We start from the raw sequence: 19,068 nt of genomic DNA, 5'->3' as shown, positions 1-19,068 counted from the left end.
TTAGGGGGAAATTAAAATGACGAAAATGTATTATAACCAGGATATCAATGAAGGACTATTAGAAGGTAAAACTATCGCAATCATCGGATACGGTTCACAAGGACACGCACACGCACGTAACTTGAGAGATTCAGGCTTCAACGTTGTAGTAGGCGTTCGTGCTGGAAAATCATTCGATCAAGCAAAAGCGGACGGCCTAGAAACACTGTCAGTAAAAGAAGCTTCTGAAAAAGCAGATTTAATCATGATCTTACTTCCAGATGAAAACCAAAAAGCAATCTACGATGCAGAAATCGAACCAGCTCTTGCTAAAGGTAAATCGTTAGTATTCGCTCACGGATTCAACGTACACTTTGGTGAAATCAAACCACCTGCTGATGTAGATGTATTCCTAGTAGCTCCAAAAGGACCTGGACACCTTGTGCGCAGAACATTCGAAGCTGGCGGCGGAGTTCCTGCACTATTCGCAGTGTATCAAGATGTATCTGGCCAAGCAAAAGATGTAGCTCTTGCGTATGCAAAAGGGATCGGGTCTGCTCGTGGCGGCGTTTTGGAAACTACTTTCGAAGAAGAGACAGTTACGGATCTATTCGGAGAGCAAGCAGTACTTTGTGGCGGATTGACTTCATTAGTTAAAGCTGGATTTGAAACACTAGTAGAAGCTGGATACCAGCCTGAACTAGCTTATTTCGAAACATTGCACGAAACGAAACTAATTGTTGACTTGATGTATGAAGGCGGTATGGCTGGAATGCGTTATTCAGTCTCTGACACAGCAGAGTGGGGCGATTTCGTTTCAGGACCACGTGTAATTGATGCAGATACAAAAGCACGTATGAAAGATATTCTTACGGATATCCAATCAGGTAAGTTCGCAAAAGAATGGATTGAAGAAAATAAAAACGGACGTCCTCAATTCAATGCAATCGAAGAAGCTGAAGCTAAGCACCAAATCGAAGAAGTAGGACAGAAGCTTCGTTCTATGATGCCATTCATCAACGAAGGAGCTAAATCAAAAGAGGAAGAAGTGGTTGCGAGTGAGAAAAATTGATCTATTCGATACAACTCTTCGCGACGGTGAGCAATCTGCAGGTATTAATTTAAATACAGTAGAAAAATTAGAGATCGCTCGTCAGCTGGAAAAGCTAGGGGTAGCAGTTATTGAAGCAGGTTTTCCTGCTTCATCCCCAGGCGATTTCGAAGCCGTTCAACGCATTGCCAATACAGTGAAAAACTCTACTGTCACGGGTCTTGCTAGAGCGATGAAGAATGACATTGATATTTCATGGGAAGCATTACGGGGCGGAGAACAGCCGCATATCCATGTGTTTTTAGCTACATCACCGATTCATATGGAGTATAAGTTAAAAAAATCTCCAGACGAAGTGGTGGACATTGCAGTGGATGCGGTCAAATATGCCAAACAGTACTTTCCACTCGTTCAGTGGTCAGCAGAAGATGCTTTCCGCTCTGATAAGGAATATCTAGTACGTATTATTAATAAAGTAATTGAGGCAGGGGCTACAACCATTAATGTTCCGGATACTGTAGGCTATGCAACACCTGCAGAATATGGCGCTCTATTCAAGTACTTGAAAGAGAACGTAACAGGAATAGAAAACGTTAAGCTTTCCGCTCATTGTCATGATGATCTAGGTATGGCCGTTGCAAACTCTATTGCAGCAGTCGAGAATGGTGCAGATCAAGTTGAATGTACAATTAACGGTATTGGAGAACGTGCAGGTAATGCGGCATTAGAAGAAATTGCTGTAGCTATGCACATTCGTAATGACTTCTACAATATGGAGACCGGAATCAACTTGAAAGAAATCAAAAAAGCTAGTCAGCTTGTTAGCCGCTTGACAGGGGTAGTCATCCAGCCAAACAAAGCAGTTGTCGGTAAGAATGCATTCGCTCATGAATCTGGTATTCACCAGGATGGCATGCTGAAAAACCGTGAGACATACGAAATTATTACACCGGAATTAATTGGTGAAACGGATATACCACTAGCGCTTGGTAAACACTCTGGGCGCGCTGCGTTCAAAGACCGGGCAATTACAATGGGGTTTGAACTGACTGATCTCCAATTAAATGAAGCATTTGATGACTTCAAAAAATTAGCAGACCGTAAAAAGGAAATCACAGAAGACGATTTGTTTGTTCTATTTACAGGACAGCAATTGGCTGATACGGATACACCTATTTATGAATTGCATAATGTTCAAGTTCAATACGGAACGAATAATATTCCGACTGCTACCGTTACAGCGACAGTGCCTAGCGGGGAAACAGTTACAGTGGCAACGACTGGTGCAGGTTCTGTTGAATCCATATTTAATGCACTAGAATTGGCCATTAAAGGTGAAGTACTCATTCTGGATTATCGTGTAACATCGATCGGTAAGGGCCGCGATGCACTGGGAGAGGCAGTAGTCAATTTAAGACATAACGGACTCGAGCTTACAGGCCGAGACGTAGCGCAAGACGTACTAGAAGCGTCTGCAAAAGCTTACTTGAATGCTATCAATCGTCAACTAGTTCGCGAACAATTGCGGAAAGAAGAGATAATGAAATAAGTAACATAGATCAAAGGGATAGAGTATTCGATCGAGTGATACGAGATTGATCAAGGAGGAGAAGTTCTATGGAAAAGAAAGTAGCAGTATTACCCGGAGACGGCATAGGACCCGAGGTAGTAGCAGAGGCAGTTAGAGTATTGGAAGTGATCGGCAGACGTTTTAACCATACATTCCATACAGAATATGGACTAATTGGTGGAGCGGCGATTGATGAAAAGAATAATCCACTTCCTCAAGAGACAATTGAGTTATGTGAGTCAAGCGACGCCATTCTTCTAGGAGCAGTGGGTGGTCCTAAATGGGATCAGAATCCATCTGAATTACGACCAGAAAAAGGGTTGCTTGCGATACGTAAACATTTCGATCTATTTGCAAACCTTCGTCCTGTTGCAGCTGTGCCTTCTTTGATCCAAGCTTCTCCTTTAAAAGAAGACATCGTCAAAGAAGTCGATATGATGATTGTTCGAGAATTAACTGGAGGTCTATACTTCGGTAAACCGAGCCGTCATACAGATCAGTCAGCCGTTGACACACTTGTATATACACGTGAAGAAATCGAACGTATTGTCGACAAAGGTTTCGAGTTGGCTCGCCTGCGTAGAGGCAAAGTAACTTCTGTGGACAAAGCGAATGTGCTCGAATCCAGTAAGCTTTGGAGAAAGATTGTAGAAGAGAAAAAAGCGCAGTATCCAGATGTGGAAGTAGAACATCAGCTAGTGGATTCCGCAGCAATGAAATTAATTACAAATCCTGCATATTTCGATGTAATCGTTACAGAAAATATGTTTGGAGATATTTTGAGTGATGAAGCGTCTGTAATTACAGGCTCACTTGGATTACTACCTTCAGCGAGTGTCCGTTCAGATGGTTTAGGTTTATACGAGCCAGTGCACGGTTCGGCACCGGATGTAGCAGGGCAAGGTATAGCAAATCCAGCAGCAACCATTCTTTCCGTTGCTATGATGCTGAAGTATTCATTTGGATTAGAAACTGAGGCAGCAGCAATTGAGAAAGCAGTGAATACAGTATTTGAAGAAGGTCACTTTACAGCAGATTTAGCTGGCAAAGACCAACGTTCATTAACGACTAAAGAATGGACAGATAAGATTGTAGATGAATTGGATCTTCAGTTCGTTTCGAATAGTATTATGTATTCGTATATTTAAAAAATACTGCTGTCTTCGTCTCGACATGCACATGAGGGCATACCGAAACTGGTGCGCCCTTTATGTGTAGCTAGAGAAAAGACTGACGAGTTGAAGAAGATGCCACACATTATTATGGTAATGGCTTGGAAGGGGAAACAATTATGGCTAAAACAATTATTGAGAAAATATGGGATGAGCATATTGTGTACGAAGAAGAGGGAAAGCCTGACCTATTGTATATTGATCTTCATTTGATTCATGAGGTGACATCACCACAGGCGTTTGAAGGCTTACGTCTAGCGAACCGTAAAGTGCGTCGCCCGGATCTATGCTTTGCCACTATGGATCATAACGTCCCGACAAAGAACTTACCGGTAATCAATGACCCGATTGCCAAAAAACAAATCACGACACTTGAAAAAAACTGTGAAGAGTTTGGCGTTCAATTAGCAGATATGCAACATCCTGATCAAGGTATTGTGCATATTATCGGTCCTGAGCTAGGATTGACACAACCAGGAAAGACTATTGTTTGTGGTGATAGCCATACATCAACACACGGTGCGTTCGGAGCGATTGCGTTCGGCATTGGGACAAGCGAAGTAGAACACGTGCTATCTACACAAACATTATGGCAAAGTAAACCGAAAACGATGGAGATTCGCGTGACAGGTCAAATCGGCTTTGGTGTAACAGCCAAAGATATCATTCTTGCAATCATTTCAAAGTTTGGAATTGGCGTGGGTACTGGACATATTGTCGAGTACACAGGAGAAGCAATTCGTGGACTCACAATGGAAGAACGTATGACCATTTGTAATATGTCAATAGAAGCGGGAGCAAAAGCAGGTTTAATTGGTCCGGACGAAACCACAATCAATTATTTACGTGGTCGTCGATATGCACCACAGGGCGAAGAATTCGAAGCAGCAGCTGAGCGTTGGCTTGCACTGAATACGGATGAAGATGCAGAATATGATCAAGTGCTTGAAATTGATGCCGATGAAATCGAACCATTTGTTACATGGGGAACGAACCCTTCGATGGGATCTGGAATTTCGGCTAACATTCCGACATCTGCAGACTATGTATCGGAAACAGAAAAGTCCGCACTTCGTTCTGCATTGGAATATATGGGACTTGAAGAAGGAATGGCATTAACCGATATTGAAATTCAGCACGCTTTCATCGGTTCATGTACAAATGCCCGTCTTAGCGATTTAGAAGCGGCGGCGAAAGTGATAAAAGGTAAACACGTTCATCCAACTGTGACTGCAATTGTCGTACCTGGTTCACGTACAGTGAAAAAACAGGCGGAAGAGATCGGGCTTGATAAGATCTTTACAGATGCAGGTTTTGAATGGAGAGAGTCAGGATGCAGTATGTGCTTGGCTATGAATGATGATGTTGTACCAGCTGGCGAGCGTTGTGCTTCTACATCTAACCGGAATTTTGAAGGACGCCAAGGTGCAGGCTCACGCACACATCTAGTCAGCCCATCCATGGCTGCAGCCGCTGCCCTACACGGACATTTCGTAGATGTTCGTAAAATTGAAGCAGCTGTGCAAATTTGAGGAGGGTATTCAGATGGAACCAATTAATAAAATAGAGAGTGTACTCACTCCTTTAGATAAAAACAACGTAGATACTGATCAGATCATATCCAAGGAATTTTTGAAACGTATTGAGCGCACTGGATTCGGTGAATATTTATTCTATCACTGGCGTTATCATGCAGATGGTACAAAAAATGAAGAGTTCGTGTTAAATGACCCTCGATATGATGGTTCAACTATCCTAGTTGCACATGATAACTTCGGTTGTGGATCATCTCGCGAACACGCACCTTGGGCAATTTTGGATTACGGATTCCGTGTAGTCATTGCTCCAAGCTTCGCAGATATATTCTACAGTAATTGCTTCAAGAATGGGATTTTACCGATTAAGTTGTCAGTTGCGGAAATTGATGAGTTTCTACAAAAAGGGAAAGAAGCCCCGTATACATTAACAGTTAGTCTTGAAGATCAGACTGTAACGGGAGAAGACGGTTCGGTGTATAGCTTTGACATTGATCCGTATTCAAAAAAGATGTTGTTGAACGGTTGGGATGAAATTTCTCTGACTTTCCAATATGAAGACAAGATTACAGAGTACGAACAAAAGCATGCATAACTCCAAACAGTTCATCGCTTACTCAGCATGAACTGTTTTTTCATGTAAATAGAAATAGTAAAAGTAAAGTGTAAAACTTTGAAACTATTTTTGTTTTTCTGCGTCTGTACGGTGTCAGTTTGCAGAATGGAGAAGTAGTTCTGTACGTATTACGGCTTTACAGTATGGAGAAATCTTCCTTTGCGATGAAAGTCCAAATGAATGGATTGATATGCTATAATTGTCGAAGGAAACTGCATACTAAAACTAATGAATTCAAAGACGGGGGTTGATTTTAAAGATGTTCAGCGCATCAAAGAACAGTACATTCGCTATTTTCCATTCTTTACTTATCGCAGTGTTCGTATACTTCATTGTACTACCAATAAATGCGCAAGCAGAAACGGTAAACCAGCGTTTCACCGATGTAAGCAATGAATATTGGGCAAAAGATGAAGTAACACAGCTCGTGGAAGAAGGAATCATTAACGGTTATCAAGATCTACAATACCGTCCAGGTGTCAGCATCAAACGTGGGCAAGCGGCAAACTTACTAACCGCTGCACTGCAATTACCTGAAGCTCCTTATCAGCCGATATTCAAGGACGTCAGCGCAAAGTCGTCTAACTTACGTGGTGCAATGTCTACTTATCAGGAAGGAATATTTAGGGGGAAGCCCGATGGTAACTTCGGTGTTAGTGATGAATTAACACGTGAACAGATGGCAAGTGTGTTGGTTAATGCATTTAAATTAAAAGATACAGGTGAAAAAGTACATTTTACTGATGAGCATAAAATTAGTGAATCTCACAGATATGGCGTAAAGGTACTTATGCAGCACGGCATTACAACGGGTAAAGAAGACGGATCCTTTGCACCGAAACTTTCCGTTAACCGTGGTTCATTCGCTGTATTTCTACATAGAGCAATGATACAAGCAGGAATGCTCGAAAAAAAGCAACCGATTGTTTTCAATAAAACACAAACGATGGGGAAATTTGAACCTATTCGTTTTGAGCAATTTATTACAGAAGTACCCAAGACACAAGAAGGTAAGACGTACTTGCGTTCAAACCATTTCTTGTCTTTATCAGCTAAACGAGTAAAAGCACACGGACATGCAACCGATTATATTTATGTCTATGGTGTCAGTGAAAGAAAAAGTACGAGAGTCACTGTAACCAAACGCGAATTGCCAAACGGTGATTACTTTACATTCGTCGAGTTGAGAAACCCTGACCGTCTGCCGATTCGTGTGGACTTGGTACGAATTGATGGAGATATTAAAACGAATGCAATGGAACGTTTCGACAAATTCCCAATGAAAAAAGATGTGGATGATACATTCGGATTCGATATTGCCACTTCGCCAGTTGGTGTCCTTGAAACGATTTCGCAACAAGGTACTGGACAGCAAATGATCTCAAAAACTTACCGTTCGCGTGAGCTTGAGTTAAAGTATCGTAATGGTGCGGTCAGCCGAACGCGAGAACTACAGGAAGAGAAAGAATCGTACAGCAATATTCTAATGGGCGATACTCGTGTATCAGTGTATGAGTTAAACTCTAGAGGATACGATGTGGTGGATCAATGGTATCTTTCATCCAATAAAAAACTCTTTTCGTCAAAAGAAAGATTGGATTCATGGCTTCGGGAGTCCATTACCAACTATAAAAAGCGCAATAAATGGTATACAGCAGAAGGGCCATACAATAAGATGGCAACAACTATTGAACCTATGCCTGCTTCAGGGCGAGGATATGGTCGTAATTTACTTTTAGTAAAAGAAGATCGTGTCATGTTGTTGTACGATCAAACGAAAGAACGTTATTATGAAGATATTTTGCATAACTCCTTTACAAACCTAGCTATCTTCAGAGGAAGTAAGCCTTATTGGGAAACTGAAGTGACTAGTACGTATTTGACGAATTTATATAACTTTACAGCACCATTCGTCGATACACGCTTCAATGAACAGATTGCATTATTCCTTTATCGTGGTGGAAAAGCATTCAATCATAAAGACTACAATGAAGGTTTGCGGAACTATGCGAACTTGCTTGTACAGCAACATAGAAAAGGGAACGTAAACTTCTTGTCTCCTACTGCATATTATATTCCTGACTACTTCCCGGCGAAATCTCAAGTGAAGACGCATACGTCAATGAACCATTTACTTGGCGGTATGAATATTCTCTTGCTTGCGTTCCAGGAGTTTAATGATCCAGTCTATTTGGAAAATGCAAGTGCTATTGAAAAGGCAATACGTTTCGAAGAAAAGAACTGGACCCGTTCAAATGGAGACATTTGGTACAAACGTGCACCAAATGGTCAATTTTCAGGTACAGATTATGTTCATCTGACATTAGAAGACTTGATTCATTCTTATGAAAAGTGGTCACAAATCGATCCGTCGAAAGCTAAAGTATTTGAGCGGATGATTAAATCGAAAGCCGGTTATTTAAACAGTACGAAAAAAGGTTACACAACCAAGATCAAAGAAGGTCTGAAACGTATCAATATGTCTAACTTATTGCCAGCAGGTAAAGAGTATACGGACGCATTATAATAATGAAGCCACCATCTCCGTTAGTTTGGAGATGGTGGTTTGTTGTTTGGTGAGTAATTGGGAAGGGGAAGTTGATGGATGTTCTTCGATGGAGCGGGCGTTATCCTACTTGAGAAGATGAATAGAGCGGTTACTAACGGACATAGAGCGCTTGCCGGGGTTTATAGAGCGAGTAAATAGTTTGATAGAGCGCTTTCGAGGGGTCATAGAGCACTTCTGAAGATTTATAAGCGGATATCGTGGAACTATGATCGTTTTTGTCTTAAAGAAATAACATGAAGTTGATTGTAAGTAGATGGCGGCGAATGTCGATCGATTTGCGTGCGTCTTGAGAAGCATCTGTCTTCTGAATTCATTCATCATACTAAAAACCACCATCTCCTAAGCAGGAGGCGGTGGTTTCTCTATCTAACTATTTAATTAACAAGCGTGACTAGATCGGAACGGATCCAGCCGTATGGTTCGTTGATTGGTTGCGTTCCTGGATTGATGTCCATACGCACCTTGTACCAAACAAAGCCATCTGCGCCTGTCGTACGATCCGCAACAATCAGTGGATAGCCGAATGCCGCCAGACTGCCTGGATGCTTGGGCTTGTAGGAGAATAAAATATTATTTCTATTCACTGCCTCAGGGCTTGTCCGGATATTCACCGCTGTATTGCCTGTATAGGAAATCACGGCTAATTGCGCTTGGTTTGCGTCTTTCTTACCGAGAAACTGATCGATACGCCACATATGGCCTGCAATCTTGCTCCCCCAGAAAGGATCGGATGCATACTTCATATTGAAGCCGACAGCTTTATTTCCTGGAGCGGCGCCATTGGCATAAGCGCCGAGTGGATTCGCATAGTTTAAGTTGATGTAGCGAGTGATGAATGCATCGACACTTCTTGTAGGATTACCATAGACTTCACCTTTATCTGGCGAAGAGTCGAATACGCGGATACCGAAAATGTTATTTTTCTGCTGTGCATTGCCACTCATTCCGTAATCACTCTCATGTATAGCTGTTGCTAAGATAAACATCGCATTCACATTATGCTGTTTCTCCATTTGTTTCACATACGTACCAAGTCCGATTAATTTCGACTTGGTTGTAGCGTTTTTATAGCGTGCAATACCTGTTTTTTGTCTCGCTTGTAATGCATCAGAAATAAAACGATCCAGTTCCTGTCCTGTGTAAGTAGAAGGCTGGCGTACTGATTGGAATTGGAAATACGGATAATAGGTAATCGTTGCCGAACCATTCAATTCCTTAAAGTGAACTCCATCGTTACTTGTATAGGTCTGTCCTTTTTTCATTGCAGGAGAAGCTGGACCTACTGTATACTCTGCGTAACTACCTTTATATTGTTTCGTATTGGCATCGTATGTACGATAATAGGGTTGGTGAATGAGTAAGCCGTCACTGCTTACTTTATACTGGCTTGCACCTTTAGATAATGGTGAAGGGACTAGATCGATTTCCTCGTGTTTTGCATAATAGGTATAGCCGCCTACGTCCACTACAACGCGCTCTGCGCTACTGCCAACATAGTCCAGTTCATACCCTTTCTGAACATATGTCACTTCGTTTTTTAACGCAGGGTCGCTATATAGTGACGTATACTGCTTTGGGTTTTCTGAGGCAAATGCCTGGCCTGACTTCATTTTGATGATAGTATTATTAACGGAAATCGCCTGAATGTTTGAAGAAGCATTATATGCTGCCAATGCATCTTCAAACGTGAGGTATGATTCATTTGTTACATTCAGTTGATTGTTGGAAATTGAGCTGACTTTATGCACTTTAGGGTTTTCCGTACCGCCAACATCCGTTGGGGGACGAGTATTGCCTTTTCCGTCAGCGACTGCAAACATACGGTATAAAAATGCCGAAGCATGAGCAATCGTTGCGTTACTTGTCGGTTTGAAATACCCTTGATCTCCACGTATGATGTTCAATGAAGAAGCCGCGGATACAGCAGGAATGAAGTTCGACGAGATTTTCTTGCTATCCTTAAATTGGACAGTAGGTGAATTGACAGGGATATCAAGGAAGCGGAATGCTTTAAATATCATTCCCGCCATTTGCTGTCGGGTAATCTGCTGATTCGCCTTGAATGTACCATCGGGATAACCTGCCAAAATTCCAGCGCCGGCAGCGTTTTGAATTTCAATTGTGCGGGAATGATTTGCCTTTAAATCCGTAAAGGTATATCTTGTCGAAGCAGGTAATTCGAGTGAACGTGCCAAATACGAAGCAAATTCTCCTCTTGTAACTGCACGGTTCGGATAAACATTCCCTTTTGCGTCCTTTTGGATCACACCTTTATCTATCCAAAATGTCAGCTCTTGTTGCATTTGATGACCAGTGAAATCATTTGCACTTGCCACCGGTGTAAAGATAGGAGAAGCAACCAAAAGCAAAAGTGTCAGTAATGTAATCAAACGTTTCAAATCAAAACCTCCTATAGAATCTCCTACTATTGTAGCAGATAGGACTATTATTGGTAAGTACCATTTGGTATATTAATAGACTATTGATATAATAAATCCCTATATATGTCGTAGTGTTACTAGACCAATAGGATGAGAGGGCATACAAATTATGAAAAATACGCATGAAAGTGTAGAAGCCACATATAGCAATAAACGACAAACTACAATAATTTGAAAAGATGCAACGAATGCTTTCACTATTCCGTCCTAGATAGTGATATAATGCAACAAGGAACTAGCAAGCGTAGAAAGGGTTTTATAGACTAATGAATATATGGAAACAGCGATTAGAAAAACAATCTACAAGTACCATACTGATTGCAGTAGCTGTGATGCTCATTGCATTATTGCTACCGTCAAAAATAGCATTACTCGGAACGGCCTTATTTTTTGTCCTATTTTCTATTATTAAACCGCAGCAAAGTATTTTATTTCTTATTATCTACGTCAATATACGACCATTTTTGCTAGAAGTGAATAGTGGAATGAAGTTAATAGGAGATTTAATTATTTTTGTCGTATTTGCGTGGACATTGTTCCGTTACCGATATAATATCCGTTCACTATTTACATTCAAATGGTTTGAGTGGTCTTACTTCGCATTTATTTTATTTGGCTCGATCATAGGATTCCTGAACGATGTCATTCCAACTTCTATTATTTTCCAAGTCCGAACATTTTTGATTATGTATTTGCTTTATTACATCATTTCAAGAATGACGTTGACGAACAAATGGCTACAACAACTTGCGTGGGTGACGGTATGGTTGAACATTGTGATGTCACTTCATGGTTTGGTGGAAAAACTCTCTTTGCGTCAGTTACTGCTTCCTGAAGAATGGAAGTATAAAGTTTTATCTGCAACGAATGCAGTGCGTATTTACGGACTAACGGGTAATCCGAACTCTTTGGCATTGTCTCTATTTTTCGGAATTATCGGGATCATTTATTTGCAACATGTTTACCAGCAGAATAAATACAAATGGACATTCCGTGTATTGCTTGTTTTGTTCTTTGGGATTCTAGTTCTGACTTATTCAAGAGGAACTTGGATTTCAGCAGTAGTGTTCGGTATTGTCTTTATCCTGATGACGAGAAAATGGTATCTTCTGAAACGACTAGTAATTGCAGGTGTCGCATCAATTATCTTGATCTATTATCCAGTGAACTTGGCTGTACAATACATTGCGGAGCTAGGTGTGACAGTAGACCAGAAGCCTAGCGGAGCTGGAAGTATTGGGGGACGCTTCGGCGAAACGTTTGATGAAAAGAACTTAGCCCTCATGACTGAGAGCGGAAGATTCTTCTATATTAGTAAAGGGTTTGAGATCTTCAGTGATCACCCTATAACGGGTACAGGATTCGGTTCATTCGGCGGTTCCGCCACATTATCGTATGGATCACCGATTTATGATCACTATGGTATCAGTTCGGATATCTATGGCGGGAAGTATTTTTATTCAGACAATCAATATATTCAAGTCATTGCAGAAACCGGCATCATTGGAGTATTGATTTTCGCGCTCTTCCTGTTAAGTATGTTGCGATACTTCTGGAAATCACGTCATACGAATTTCGGTGTGTTTATGATTGCACTATGGTTTTCAACAGGCGTTTCCGGAATGTACTATAATATTTGGGAACTTAAAATGTATACATTGTTCTACTTTATCTTGCTAGGCGCATTTGTCGCGTTTAGCAAGCAGCAAGACACAACGAAACCTACGAATGGCTAATCCATTCGTAGGTTTTTTTTAATGGGGTGAAGATGGGGGGATTGGACAATGTTGTTCGAGATTCGCTCATAGTTTCAGTGTACCCGCTCAATGTTGTTTGCGATTCGCTCATAGCTGCGGTGTACCCGCTCAATGTTGTTTGGGATTCGCTCATAACTGCGGTGTACCCGCTCAATGTTGTTTGAGATCCGCTCTAAGCTACGCCGCACCCGCTCAATGTTGTTCGAGATCCGCTCATAACAAACCCAAAATCTCTCTAAAACTCCATAATTCTTCTTTTCCTGACTTATTTCGTTCAAACGGTACATGAAAAAATAGGCCTTATTTGATAGACTAGAGATTGATAGGAGTAGGAAAGGTGGAGTTGTGTTATCGTACAAAATACTTTGCTGTCTCGCACGAAGCGGAAAGTAGTCGTTACCGCTATGTCGGCAGCTATGCTAATTTCATTGCCATTCTCTGCGGCAGCCAGCACGAAAGTCGTTTCCAGTTACCCCGTGTCTTCAGGTGTTACGTATTCTCACTATACATATGCAGCAAGTAGTCACATCAATCACATAGGCGTGGATCTCAGTGATCCGTTCACGAAATTAAAAATGGGTCTTCCTGCGCCTATTTCGAAAACTGCCCCTACATTGACATTGGCAAATCGGGATTCAAAAGAGGGCCATCGCGTTGTGGGTGCAGTAAATACTTCGTTTTTCGATATGAACACAGGGATGCCAATGTATCTGTTGTCTGAAGGTAATGAAATCGTGAATGGCGGTGTAATCTCGAGTGCGAGCTCATTCTATGTCAGCCATCCGATTGCATTTGGTGTGACGCGTAACGGTCTTTCAGAAATTGATTACTTCAATTTAGGAATTGAAGTGGGGGTCAATGGTAATACCTTTCAAATGACCGGCCTCAACCGTGAGCGTCAGGCGGATGAAACCATTATCTTCACTCCGCAACATGTGAAAAACACGACGGGTTCCAATGAATATGGTATTGAATTAGTTGTTGAAACGAGTGCGCCGATCACATCGACACATTATGGACAGCAACTCCAAGGTAAAGTAGTCAAAGTACGAGGATATGGAGATAAACAGGCTGTAACGATACCGAAAAATGGTTTTGTCGTATCTATCCATGGAAAAAAAGGATTGGAACGATTCAAATCCGTCGCTGTTGGAGATCCGCTATCATTGAGTCTATCAATCGATGATAAATGGAAAGACTCTGAATTTATGATGGCGAGTGGCCCGATGCTTGTGAAAGACGGTCAACGGCATATTACAATGGATACGAATAACTGGCGTGCAACAGCAAAGACGGCAAGAACCGCTATTGCGATCAGTAAAGATAAAAAGCAAGTTCATATGGTGACAGTTGATTCAAGGGCTGGATATAGTAACGGAATGACATTAACCCAATTTGCAAATTATCTTGTATCTCAAGGATATGACCGCGCGTTGAACTTTGACGGTGGGGGGTCCACTACGATGGGAATTCGCAACTACGGTAGTAACCAAGTCGTGTTGGCGAATCGTACATCCAATTCGACTCAACGGAATATCTCAGCTATCCTCGAAGCGGTAAGTACCGCCCCAACTGGACAACCAGCATACGTGAGTGTTTCTCGTTCACAAATGGGAGAAATATTGGTCGGTGCAACCGCCGATTTGAAAATCAATCATGTATTGGATACGCATTATAATCCCATTGTGCCGAATGCTTCTCAATTGAAAACAACATCTGCAAAAGGAACGGTTGAAGGAACAGGTCTGACCTATAAAGCGGTTCGGGCAGGTGAAGATCGCATCAGCGTCAACTACGGATTAGCTGAACAATCTTTCCCCATCACGGTCATTGACCAGCCTGCAAGACTCGATGTGAAGTCTTCTGCAACAAGCGTCAAGCCGGGTGAGAACATTACATTTACTGCTACTCCGGCAGATGCTTCCGGTAAACCGATTATCTATCAACCGCAACAATTAGTATGGAGCGTTACAGATGCTATTGGTTCCATCACTTCTGCTGGGACGTTTACAGCAACAAAAGTAGGTAAAGGACATGTACAGGCGACTCTCGGCAAGAAAGTGATTTCTGTGCCAATTGAAGTGAAGTCAACCGAAGCTCCGCCTGTGATTGAATCGCCTAAGCCCGTGCCACCTATTGTAGATACTCCGAATAAAGAACTGTTCAAAGATGTACCATTGTCGTATGCTTACGCGACAGAAATCTATTACTTACGTGATCGTGGTATTATCAATGGAGATACGGACGGAACTTTCAATCCGGGTAACACGTTATCCAGAGAACACGCGGCCTTGATTTTAAGCCGAGCCTTCAATTTACCACCGGCTGAAGAAGCGCGTAGAGAATTCATTGATGTGCCAAAGACCCATCGTTATTACAATGAAATCAGTGCGATCGCCAATGCCAATATTGTAGGCGGCTATTCCGACGGTTCCTTTAATCCGACAGGACAGTTGACTCGTTCACAAATGGCGATGATTTTAGTTAAAGCCTATAGTTTAGAAGGAGAGTCTGCGAAGAAATTCATAGACGTTTCACCGCAGCATGGTGCTTACAAGCAGATTCATATTCTGGCAAACCACGGGATTACTACTGGAAATGAAAACGGGGAATTCATGCCAGGTAAGCCGGTCAACCGTGCTCAATTCAGTGCGTTCCTATATAGGAGTATAGAAAAGTAAGTATAGAAGCCTTCCCATCCTTGACGTATTCCTGGATTGGAAGGCTTCTCTGTCTTTTGAATACACTATAAAAGGTCACTCTGCTATACTTATAGCAAACGAACTGCAGAGGATGGTATAAATTGAAAATAGGAATAGTAGGGAACTATGGAAATGATAATAACGGCGATGAAGCCATTTTATTGAGTCTTATTTCACAAATTACATCGACCTTTAATGTCCCAAGTGACGTTATTACGGTATTCAGCAATAATCCGAAGCAAACAGCGAAGCGCTATCAGGTGATGAGTGCGCCTTTATATTATAAAAAAGGTAACGCAGTGAAAACATTCGGTGCTACGTATCTTCAAAACAAAAAGATTGTTAAAACGTTCGACTTGCTGATTATAGGCGGTGGCGGCATTTTAATGGATCTGTATAAACGTGAAGCACCATTATACGGATCGTACGCTATGATGGCTAAGAATTCTGGTGTTCCTTATGTTATTTATGGCTGTGGAGCAGGGCCCCTTAGCAGTGAGTTAGGCAAATGGTTCATCCGGTACATGGGTAAACATGCGGAAAGTATTTCAGTGAGAGATCCTGAATCAGCTGAACTTTTGAAGTCAGTTGGTGTACAAAAATCTGTAGAAGTCATAGGGGATCCGGCATTTTCATTAAAACGTGAGCGCAAGGCTACAGCTGATCGTCCGCTGAAAGTCGGCATTACAGCTGTACCATATTATCATGCCGGCTACTGGCCGGAGAGCAAAGAAGATATTTATCAACAATATATAGAAGGAATGGCGAGAAATTTAGATGAATTAGCGGCTAAACACCCCGTTGAAATCACATTCTTCGCTACCAAGTTCCCTCAAGACGCTGATGTTACGAAAGATATTCAATCCTTAATGAAGGAAGCTCAAAAAACTACAGTAATCGATCGAAATTTATTACCAGTAGACTTACTGCAAATTTCTGCTGAACAAGATATAGTAATTGGCACAAGACTGCATTCGCTGATCCTAGCAACATGTACGGCAACACCTGTTATCGCAGTGTGCTATCACCACAAAGTGACGGACTTCATGAAACTTGCAGATCTATCAGAAGTGGCTATTCCAATTGGCGAAATGCATAAAGCGAACGACCACTTCTCCAAAGCTTTTGACTCGTTAGCGGCAGACTGGAACGATACGTGTACAAAAACCGCAAAACTTTCCGCTTCCTTATATGAGAAAGCGATGAAAGGGACCAAACAATTTACAGATGCGATTAAAAAAACAAATAAAAATAGCATATGAAATGAATCATATGCGTTGACTGAAGACCGATCCTTAATTACTAGGAAGGGGCTTCAGTCTTTTTTATATTAAAATCCTAAAAGCGCTCGCACTTCATTCAGATATGTCTGACTAACCGGCAACTCCGTACCATCGACGAGCTTAATGACCAGATTCGAAGAAAAATCCCGAGAAATTTTCTCGATACAATTCATATTAATAATGTATGAACGATGAATACGTAGGAAACATCTCGGCAAACGAAGGTGTAAATCTTTCAGCGTAAAACTAATATTATAATTCTCACCCGCTGTGTAAAACCACGTTTTTTTATGTAAACTTTCTATATAACTGACTTGATCTAAAGGGATTGGGAACCACTCATCCTCTTTCTTTCCTGTTAGGAACTGTAACTGATCTTTTTTCAGTACGTGGAAGTTAGGCGGAAGGATGATGATTAACGCGCCATCTTCTCCTTGTACATCAATAGGATAACCAATACCGAAGTAGGATGTACCATAAAGAGAGTTATCCATGATTACTTCCACTTTGCGCTGATCTTTGATCGTAACTTCGGCGATACTGCCGGTTTGGATATGCTGTCCTTCTCTCAAATGAATATCATGCATGCCTGGAACGTAGTAGATATAGTGATCGGAAACTGCGATAGCTATAGAAGCATCTTTTGGAACCCAGTCCTCTAACACAGAAGCGTATTGATTCAGAATTTTCTTTGGGATATCTTTATTTTCCATAATCTTCATAAAATCCCCTTTTTATATAGTTATAGTTCAATGTATGCCCTTTCATCCATTCTATCATTCTTTCATCCGCTAAAAAAGCCTTTTTGTCAAAATGGACTGACAATTCTGAAGTACTGTTATATAGTAATACATAACGAAGATAGCTGTTATGAAACAGATTGTAACAGTTAGCCGTTGAAAAATTGGGAAGGTGTGAAGATAATGTCAACAAGACAAGAACAAATTGCACAACTGGAGAAAAGCTGGGCCGAAGATAGCCGTTGGAAAGGGATCAAACGTAACTACACTGCTGAGGATGTAGTTAAACTAAGAGGTTCACTTCTAATTCAAAATACACTAGCTGAAAAGGGTGCTGCTCGCCTTTGGAAATCTCTTCATGAAGAAGATTTCATTAATGCACTAGGTGCACTTACGGGTAACCAAGCAGTTCAACAAGTTAAAGCTGGTCTACAAGCAATCTACCTAAGCGGATGGCAAGTTGCTGCTGATGCAAACCTTGCAGGACAAATGTATCCTGACCAAAGTTTATATCCGGCAAACTCTGTACCTGCAGTTGTTAAACGCATCAACCAAGCACTTCAACGTGCTGACCAAATCGACCACGCTGAAGGCCGTGAAGACGGATTTGATTGGTTCGCTCCAATCGTAGCGGACATGGAAGCTGGTTTCGGTGGTCCATTGAACGTGTTTGAACTGATGAAAGGCATGATCGAAGCTGGAGCTGCTGGTGTTCACTTGGAAGATCAATTAGCATCTGAAAAGAAATGTGGACACTTGGGTGGTAAAGTACTTCTTCCAACTCAAAACGCAGTTCGCAACCTTACAGCTGCACGTCTAGCTGCTGACGTACTAGGCGTTGACACAGTAATCATCGCTCGTACTGATGCTGACGCTGCTGACATGGTAACTAGTGATATCGATCCAATTGATGCTCCATTCATCACTGGAGAGCGCACGAACGAAGGATTCTTCAAAACTACACCAGGTATCAAACAAGCAATCGCACGTGGACTTGCTTATGCTGAATACGCTGACTTAGTTTGGTGTGAAACTTCTCACCCATCACTTGAAGAAGCTCAAGAATTCGCTGACGCAATTCACGCGAAATTCCCAGAAAAAATGCTTGCTTATAACTGTTCACCATCATTCAACTGGAAAGCGAATCTTGATCAAGAAACAATCGCGAAGTACCAGGTTGAACTTGGTAAGATGGGCTACAAGTTCCAGTTCGTAACACTTGCTGGTTTCCACTCATTAAACCACAGCATGTTCGAATTGGCACACGGTTACAAAACTCGCGGAATGGCTGCTTACTCAGAGCTTCAGCAAGCAGAGTTTGAAAACGAATCAATAGGATATACTGCTACTCGTCACCAACGTGAAGTTGGAACAGGTTACTTCGACGAAGTTACACAAGTTATCTCTGAAGGTCAATCTTCAACAACTGCTATGTCTGGTTCAACTGAAACAGCACAGTTCTAATAGCGGCATTGCTTTACCGAACGTGACTTTTGGGAGAAAGCTTCGTTCGTTGTAACAAAGGGGTATTCATATGATAACGGGGTCACACCATCTTTCATCAGATGATGTGAAATGTAGAGGGAATTGGATATTTACATCCAATTCCCTCCTTTTCTTTTATTTGAAAAATTTAGATAGTTTGTATAGTAT

12 protein-coding genes are annotated in these 19,068 nt (G+C 41.6%); 10 read left to right on the top strand and 2 right to left on the bottom strand.

The features are described from left to right. Window positions 1-16: 16 nt before the first annotated feature. The 6 genes from ilvC (at window position 17) to CSV60_RS12265 (ending at window position 8,450) form a co-directional block, all read left to right on the top strand. Complete coding sequence (ilvC, locus tag CSV60_RS12290) at window positions 17-1,051, top strand: ketol-acid reductoisomerase (protein WP_099637198.1); 1,035 nt, start codon at window positions 17-19, stop codon at window positions 1,049-1,051. Continuing rightward, entirely contained in the window at window positions 1,038-2,579 is a 1,542-nt protein-coding gene (locus CSV60_RS12285) for a 2-isopropylmalate synthase (protein ID WP_099631194.1), read from the top strand. Before ilvC ends, CSV60_RS12285 begins: the two co-directional genes overlap by 14 nt. Before the next feature lie 68 nt (window positions 2,580-2,647). After that, on the top strand, window positions 2,648-3,748 hold the full coding sequence (gene leuB / locus CSV60_RS12280; protein WP_099631166.1) for a 3-isopropylmalate dehydrogenase: 1,101 nt from the start codon (window positions 2,648-2,650) through the stop codon (window positions 3,746-3,748). A gap of 143 nt (window positions 3,749-3,891) precedes the next feature. Then, window positions 3,892-5,304, top strand: coding sequence for a 3-isopropylmalate dehydratase large subunit (gene leuC / locus CSV60_RS12275; RefSeq protein ID WP_099637197.1), 1,413 nt, complete (start codon window positions 3,892-3,894; stop codon window positions 5,302-5,304). 13 nt (window positions 5,305-5,317) lie between these two features. Then, complete coding sequence (gene leuD / locus CSV60_RS12270) at window positions 5,318-5,902, top strand: 3-isopropylmalate dehydratase small subunit (protein WP_099637196.1); 585 nt, start codon at window positions 5,318-5,320, stop codon at window positions 5,900-5,902. 280 nt (window positions 5,903-6,182) lie between these two features. Further along, on the top strand, window positions 6,183-8,450 hold the full coding sequence (locus CSV60_RS12265; protein ID WP_099637195.1) for an S-layer homology domain-containing protein: 2,268 nt from the start codon (window positions 6,183-6,185) through the stop codon (window positions 8,448-8,450). A gap of 416 nt (window positions 8,451-8,866) precedes the next feature. On the opposite strand, the gene CSV60_RS12260 is transcribed toward CSV60_RS12265, so the two are convergent. Next, window positions 8,867-10,891: an S-layer homology domain-containing protein gene (locus tag CSV60_RS12260; RefSeq protein WP_099637194.1), complete on the bottom strand. Its 2,025-nt coding sequence runs from the start codon at window positions 10,889-10,891 to the stop codon at window positions 8,867-8,869. A 308-nt stretch (window positions 10,892-11,199) separates the two neighbouring features. On the opposite strand from CSV60_RS12260, the gene CSV60_RS12255 reads away from it, so the two are divergent. From CSV60_RS12255 to CSV60_RS12245, 3 genes are all read left to right on the top strand, one after another. After that, window positions 11,200-12,669 (top strand): O-antigen ligase family protein, encoded by a 1,470-nt coding sequence (locus CSV60_RS12255; protein WP_099637193.1) that lies wholly within the window; start codon window positions 11,200-11,202, stop codon window positions 12,667-12,669. A gap of 425 nt (window positions 12,670-13,094) precedes the next feature. Beyond that, on the top strand, window positions 13,095-15,371 hold the full coding sequence (locus CSV60_RS12250; protein WP_143565344.1) for an S-layer homology domain-containing protein: 2,277 nt from the start codon (window positions 13,095-13,097) through the stop codon (window positions 15,369-15,371). 122 nt (window positions 15,372-15,493) lie between these two features. Then, window positions 15,494-16,654, top strand: coding sequence for a polysaccharide pyruvyl transferase family protein (locus tag CSV60_RS12245; protein ID WP_099637191.1), 1,161 nt, complete (start codon window positions 15,494-15,496; stop codon window positions 16,652-16,654). Between the two features lie 68 nt (window positions 16,655-16,722). Here the strand turns inward: CSV60_RS12245 and CSV60_RS12240 are convergent, their stop codons facing one another. After that, window positions 16,723-17,397: a LytTR family DNA-binding domain-containing protein gene (locus tag CSV60_RS12240; RefSeq protein ID WP_233189616.1), complete on the bottom strand. Its 675-nt coding sequence runs from the start codon at window positions 17,395-17,397 to the stop codon at window positions 16,723-16,725. 201 nt (window positions 17,398-17,598) lie between these two features. Here CSV60_RS12240 and aceA point away from each other — a divergent pair, with 201 nt between their 5' ends. Then, window positions 17,599-18,879 carry an isocitrate lyase gene (aceA, locus tag CSV60_RS12235; protein ID WP_099637190.1) on the top strand — a complete coding sequence of 427 codons (1,281 nt, stop codon included), beginning with the start codon at window positions 17,599-17,601 and terminating at the stop codon, window positions 18,877-18,879. Window positions 18,880-19,068: the final 189 nt, after the last annotated feature.

Source organism: Sporosarcina sp. P7 (genome assembly GCF_002743425.1).
GTDB lineage: Bacteria > Bacillota > Bacilli > Bacillales_A > Planococcaceae > Sporosarcina.
Note: the sequence above shows the minus strand (reverse complement) of the source record. Positions and strands in the feature narration are given on the sequence as shown.